This window comes from Serratia sp. (in: enterobacteria) (assembly GCF_046715635.1).
GTDB lineage: Bacteria > Pseudomonadota > Gammaproteobacteria > Enterobacterales > Enterobacteriaceae > Chania.
The window spans coordinates 1-6,068 of the sequence record NZ_JBKJYW010000137.1 but is presented as its reverse complement, the minus strand read 5'-3'; the positions used below and the strand labels follow the sequence as shown (position 1 = coordinate 6,068).

Here is a 6,068-nt window from a genome sequence, read left to right as displayed (position 1 = left end):
GTGTGCCCAGCTCAGTGGGAAAAAGGCAAAGCAGGTATGGGCGCATCTCCAGACGGCGTAGCTAAATACCTGTCTGAGAACGCTTCCAAGCTGTAATTTCAGCCTGTAAGTGTCAGAACCGGTCAGCTCTGCTGGCCGGTTTTTTTTATGCCCAAAATCGGTGCAATCGCCCCCCTCCAGTGCAATATTCCTCTGTTTCGCTTCACGTTTTTCACTCTGCCTGCCGCCGTATTCCCGATTCGTAGCTACTCTTCATAGGTTGGCCCGCGCCTTGCAACACCTGCGGGACAACTAAAACACAGGGATCAAACAGGAGTCGCTATGTTTTTGCAAAAATGGAGTCAACCGCTGACCTTGACGGCCTTGCTGGTCAGCAGCCCGCTGTATGCCGCCTCAAACCCGGCGGTGGAAGCGCAAAATGGCATGGTGGTCACCTCGCAACATCTGGCCTCACAGGTCGGCGTAGATATTCTCAAAATGGGTGGCAACGCGGTGGATGCTGCGGTCGCGGTCGGCTATGCCCAGGCGGTAGTTAATCCCTGCTGTGGCAATATCGGCGGCGGCGGTTTCATGACCCTGCACCTGGCCGATGGCACCGATACCTTTATCAACTTCCGTGAAACCGCTCCGGCAGCGGCCAGTGCCAATATGTATCTGGATGCGGACGGTAAGGTGAAAAAAGACGCCAGCCTGTACGGTTATCTGGCCGCTGGCGTGCCGGGAACGGTGCTGGGGATGGAGACCACACGTAAAAAGTACGGCAAGCTGAGCCGCGAACAGGTGATGGAACCGGCCATCAGGCTGGCCCGTGAGGGCTTTATCCTGACGCGTGCTGATACCGATATTCTCGACACCACCGTTGCACGCTTCAAACAAGACCCGGAGTCGGCCAAAATCTTCCTGCGCAAAGACGGCTCTGCGCTACAACCGGGCGATCGCCTGGTGCAAACCGACTTGGCCAACACGCTGGAAGCCATCGCCAAAGAAGGCACCTCCGCCTTCTATCAGGGCAAGATCCCGCAGGCGGTTGAAGCCGCCGCCAAACAGGGTGGAGGCATCCTCACCGCCGCCGACTTCTCCAACTACCAAGTCACCGAGACGTCACCCATAACCTGTAGCTATCGCGGTTATAAATTCGTCTCTGCGCCCCCGCCCAGCTCCGGCGGCGTGACGCTGTGCGAGATCCTCAATATCGTTGAGGGTTACGATCTGAAAAGCATGGGCTTTAACTCGGCTGCAACCATCCACACCATGACCGAGGCGATGCGCCATGCCTATATGGACCGCAATACCTATCTCGGCGACCCCGAATTTATCAAGAACCCGATCGATCGGCTGGTGAGCAAAAGCTATGCCGATAAGATCCGTCAGAAAATCGTCGCCAATCAGGCCACGCCTTCTGCCAATGTACAACCGGGGATGGAACCGCACGAAAAGCCGGAAACCACCCACTATTCGATTGTCGACCATGAAGGGAATGCCGTATCAACCACCTATACCGTCAATGGCCGCTTCGGTGCCGTGGTAATCGCACCGGGCACAGGCTTCTTCCTCAACGATGAAATGGATGACTTTACCGTCAAGGTTGGCGAGAAAAATCTCTATGGTCTGGTACAGGGAACGGCCAACGCCATCGCCCCCGGTAAGCGCCCACTATCCTCCATGAGCCCTACGCTGGTGACCAAAGACAACAAAATCTTTATGGTGCTCGGCTCGCCTGGCGGTTCACGCATCATTACCATCACGATGCAAACCGCGCTGAACGTGATCGATCATGGCATGGCCCCGCAGGAAGCGGTGGATGCCCCAAGGATCCATCATCAGTGGTTGCCGGACGAGGTCTATTACGAGCAGCGCGGCGTCTCTACCGATACGCTGAAAATCCTCAACGAGATGGGTTACAAGATGGTTGAACAAACCCCTTGGGGCGCTGCCGAACTGATTCTGGTGGGATTGCCGGGCGCGGCGGGTGTGAGCCCGGGCAATTCGGGCAATGACTCTGCCGTTTCTGGACGCGTACGTGAGGGCTACCTGTACGGAGCCAACGACGTACGCCGCCCGGCAGGATCGGCTGTAGGATATTGAGGGATCTGGTTTACCCGCCAATTGGCGGGTAAACCTTTAGCCAACTTTAACCACGTAACCGCCACACGCTGGCCGACTCGGCCGCTAGCTGCAACCGCAGGCCACCTTCCTGCGCAACCCGTTCTCCTTCCCCTTCCACAAGCTGCCATTTCCCTTCTCGCAACAGCGGGCTATAAGGCAGTTCGACTTCTCCGGCCTCGCTACGCTGCAACGCTACCAGTACCTGCTCCCGCTGGTAAGTACGCACAAACACCAGCGTTTCCCCTTGCGCATACAACACCTGGCAGCTGCCACGGCGTAACGCCTTACTCTGCTTACGCAGTGCCGTCAGGCGGCTGAACAAGGTCAACAGTGGCCGATCCCATTGGCTTTCGTCCCAAGGGAACGTCTTGCGGCAGAAGGGATCGTTGCCGCCATCCAGACCAATCTCATCGCCGTAGTACAGGCAAGGTACGCCAATCCATGCCAGCAGCCACACCGCCGCCATCTGCATCCGGCGCGGGTTGTTGTCCAGCAAAGTCAGGAAACGCGCCGTGTCATGGCTATCCAACTGATTAAACTGGATCAGTTGGCGGTTATGGGGCAATCCGGCCCGGTAACCGTCCATCCACTGCGCACAATCGGCCGCATTCAGCAGCACCGGATGATAAGCCACATCGACACCGGCCAGAAACGCCCGCACCGGCAAGGCAAAGCCCATATAGTTCATGGCAGCGTCTTCAACTCCGGCATGTAGCCAGCGGCGCGCATCGCCAAAATGTTCGCCCAGCACGTAGGCATCTGGGTTTTCTTGCTTGATTGCCTGATACATTCCGGCCAGGTGATGTAGGTTCCCCGCTGCACCGCCGTTTTCCCCCAGCATATGCACCACATCCAAGCGCCAGCCGTCGATGCTGTACGGTGGGCGTAACCAATGGCGTACCACGCTGTTGTCCGCCCGATAAATAGTATCGACCACCTGCGGTTCGGCAAAGTTGAGCTTGGGCAGATTGGTGTTACCCTTCCAGCTCAGCACGTTACCGTCCGGATAGAAGTTGAACCAGCCACGATACGGGGAATCGGGATGGTGGCACGCCCCCCCCTCTGCCTGTTGATAACGATCGAACCACGGATGGGAGTCACCGGTGTGGTTAAACACGCCATCCAGTACCAGTTTCATCCCCACCTTGTGAGTACTTACTCGCAAACGCAGCAATGCGTCATTACCGCCGAAGTGGCGATCGACCTGATAATAATCTTCGGTGTCGTACTTATGGACGCTGGGTGAGGTGAAAATCGGGTTCAGATACAGGGCGGTTACGCCGAGCCGCTGCAAATAGGGCAGCTTCTCACTGATGCCGTCCAGATCGCCACCGTAGAAAGTCGAAGCAGCATGCTCATCTTCCAGCGGGTGCAACCAGTCACGGCGTATCACATCGCAACCGGCTGCATGATGGTGATAACTGCCACTCTGGATGCCATGTTCCCCGCCGCTGCTGGCAAAACGATCCGGGAAGATCTGATAAAATACCTGATCTGCCACCCAGCCTGGGCTGCTATCTGGCTCATCTACGGCAAACTGAGCCAGTTGCCCCGGCGGGATCAGTGACCAGCCTTGCGGGCCAAACCACTGCTGTCGATCGGCCCACAGCAGTTTAAAACAGTAGCGCCGTACCGGTTCCCCTTCGTGCAGCGTCAGGCTGGCCTGATAGTGCCACAGCCCCTCTACCGCCTTCGGCTTCATGATCAGCAACCACTCTTCATTGTCCGGCTCGACGCGTAGAAAGACCTGTTCAGGCAACTCATCACTTTGTAACCACAAAGCGATCTCCAGACGCTGCCCCTTATTCACCACGAAAGGTGGAACCGGCTGATGCCAGGCATTTAGCATGAATTTTCTCCTGATGTAGCAAACCCAATCGACGACGAATGCAATGCCACGCACCATGCCACGTTGTATGCCTTTCTCCCTCCTCTTTCAGTCATAAACTCGGGGGATGAGCCGAGGGGTGGAGATGCTGATTTACAATGTAAAAGTGGGTAAACAGACACATATCATGCCCAATAACCTTTAGGCTAATGGGTTTTTAGCATTCTTGGATGTTTTTTTACGTACTTTGGAGGGAGCGGGCATGCAACAACAAATAAGGCAATGGCTGGAGAGCATTGGGCTGGAGTTCACCGACATGATGTCACTGGCGATGGTGCTTGGGCTGATCGTACTGATTTCCGTGGTGATCCATCTGGTGCTGCACCGCGTGGTGCTGACCGCTATCCAGCGTCGTGGTCAACACTCACAGCATCTCTGGCAACAGGCCATCACCCAACATAAACTCTTCCAGCGCGCCGCCCTGCTGTTGCAAGGGGTGATCATCAATATGCAGGCGGTGCTGTGGTTGCATAATGGCAGCCAGACCCAGGCAATTATCGTCACTGCGGCACAGGTATGGATCCTGCTATTTTCCCTGCTGACGTTGTTCTCACTGCTCGACACGCTGTTGACGCTGATGCGCCAAAGCCCGCTTGCCAATCAGCTTCCGCTGCGTGGCATCTTCCAGGGCGTGAAACTGGTCGCCGCCATCTTTATTGGCATCATGATCATCTCTCTGCTGATGGGCCGCTCACCGTTGCTGTTACTCAGCGGTTTGGGAGCCATGACGGCCGTCTTGATGTTGGTGTTTAAAGATCCCATTCTCGGCCTGGTCGCCGGGATCCAGCTTTCCGCCAACGATATGCTGAAAATCGGCGATTGGCTGGAGATGCCTAAATACGGCGCCGACGGTGCGGTGACCGATATCGGCCTGACCACGGTCAAGGTCAGAAACTGGGACAACACCGTCACCACCATTCCCACCTACGCGCTGATCTCCGATTCGTTCAAGAACTGGCGTTCAATGTCTGAATCCGGTGGCCGCCGCATCAAGCGCAGCATCAATATCGACACCACCAGCGTCCACTTCCTGACGTCAGAAGAGCAGGAGCGCCTCAACCGCAACCCACTGTTGCAACGCTATCTGAACGATAAAACCCAGGAGCTGGGTAAGTATAACCAGCAGAGCGAGGTGGATCTCAGTTCACCGCTTAACGGCCGCCGCCTGACCAACGTCGGTACTTTGCGCGCCTATCTGGTAGCCTATTTACGTTCGCACCCGGGTATCCATCAGAATATGACGCTGATGGTGCGCCAATTGGCCCCAACGCCGGAAGGGTTACCGCTGGAGATTTACGCCTTTACCAACACCACGGTGTGGGCTGAGTACGAAGGAATTCAATCGGATATCTTCGATCATCTGCTGGCGGCGATCGGCGAATTTGATCTGCGCATCCACCAGACGCCAAGCGGCAACGATATGCGCAGCATGCTGGCAAACCTGCAGTCCACGCCTAACCATCCCTGACGTAACCTGACGAAATTATTTCTGTTGGTAATTAACTTCAACCGATTGCCAACAGATATCTCCTATGACTTTCTTTCTGCTGCCGAATGGCTATAAATACGTTCACGCCATTTTACCGTTCGGAGCAGGCATCTTGCAGACATCGTCAAAACACCGTCTGATTACCCTCTTGGCCACGCTGATGTTTGCTGGCTACCTGCATAGCGCCACGCTGGATGAAAGCCAGATGAACCGCACATTGCAACCGGCGCTCTGCGCCTTGAGCAGCAGTATGATGGATATTCGTGAAGCACTGGCGCGCTGTGCCGGAGAAGGGAAGGAAGAGCGATTATGCGAAAACAATCCGGTGATGGAGATCAGGGCCACCGGTGATGGCGATACGGAAGAGGAAAACACACTAATACGGTAGTGAGGAGCGTTGGCTTCAATATTACGCCCCTCACCCTAACCCTCTCCCACAGGGAGAGGGGACCGATCGAGTTCGTTGATTGCTTTGCGTAATACCTTGCCTTTCTTGTTCTTACCCTCTGCTTTCCGAAACTGCACGGGCTAACTACGCGCTCAGGACAGCTCCCTCTCCCTGTGGGAGAGGGTTGGGGTGAGGGG

At 55.9% G+C, this 6,068-nt stretch carries 4 protein-coding genes and 1 pseudogene; 4 read left to right on the top strand and 1 reads right to left on the bottom strand.

The genetic code is table 11. The annotated features are described in order from the left end of the window. Together ACLQ7H_RS06640 and ggt are read left to right on the top strand one after the other, a co-directional pair. A pseudogene (locus ACLQ7H_RS06640) lies at positions 1-96 on the top strand (peroxiredoxin); the annotation flags it as partial. 225 nt (positions 97-321) lie between these two features. Beyond that, complete coding sequence (gene ggt, locus ACLQ7H_RS06635; RefSeq protein WP_411751987.1) at positions 322-2,085, top strand: gamma-glutamyltransferase; 1,764 nt, start codon at positions 322-324, stop codon at positions 2,083-2,085. 46 nt (positions 2,086-2,131) lie between these two features. On the opposite strand, the gene malZ is transcribed toward ggt, so the two are convergent. Further along, positions 2,132-3,955: a maltodextrin glucosidase gene (gene malZ / locus ACLQ7H_RS06630; RefSeq protein WP_411751986.1), complete on the bottom strand. Its 1,824-nt coding sequence runs from the start codon at positions 3,953-3,955 to the stop codon at positions 2,132-2,134. A 241-nt stretch (positions 3,956-4,196) separates the two neighbouring features. Between malZ and ACLQ7H_RS06625 the strand changes: the two genes are divergently transcribed. After that, entirely contained in the window at positions 4,197-5,462 is a 1,266-nt protein-coding gene (locus tag ACLQ7H_RS06625) for a mechanosensitive ion channel family protein (RefSeq protein WP_411751985.1), read from the top strand. A 181-nt stretch (positions 5,463-5,643) separates the two neighbouring features. Further along, entirely contained in the window at positions 5,644-5,871 is a 228-nt protein-coding gene (locus ACLQ7H_RS06620; RefSeq protein WP_411751988.1) for a hypothetical protein, read from the top strand. Positions 5,872-6,068 lie beyond the last annotated feature (197 nt).

Excerpts from the sequence above, each read along its gene's own strand:
- malZ (WP_411751986.1), bottom strand. The coding sequence starts at position 3,955 with ATGCTAAATGCCTGGCATCAGCCGGTTCCACCTTTCGTGGTGAATAAG.
- ACLQ7H_RS06620 (WP_411751988.1), top strand. The coding sequence starts at position 5,644 with ATGTTTGCTGGCTACCTGCATAGCGCCACGCTGGATGAAAGCCAGATG.
- ggt (WP_411751987.1), top strand. The coding sequence starts at position 322 with ATGTTTTTGCAAAAATGGAGTCAACCGCTGACCTTGACGGCCTTGCTG.
- ACLQ7H_RS06625 (WP_411751985.1), top strand. The coding sequence starts at position 4,197 with ATGCAACAACAAATAAGGCAATGGCTGGAGAGCATTGGGCTGGAGTTC.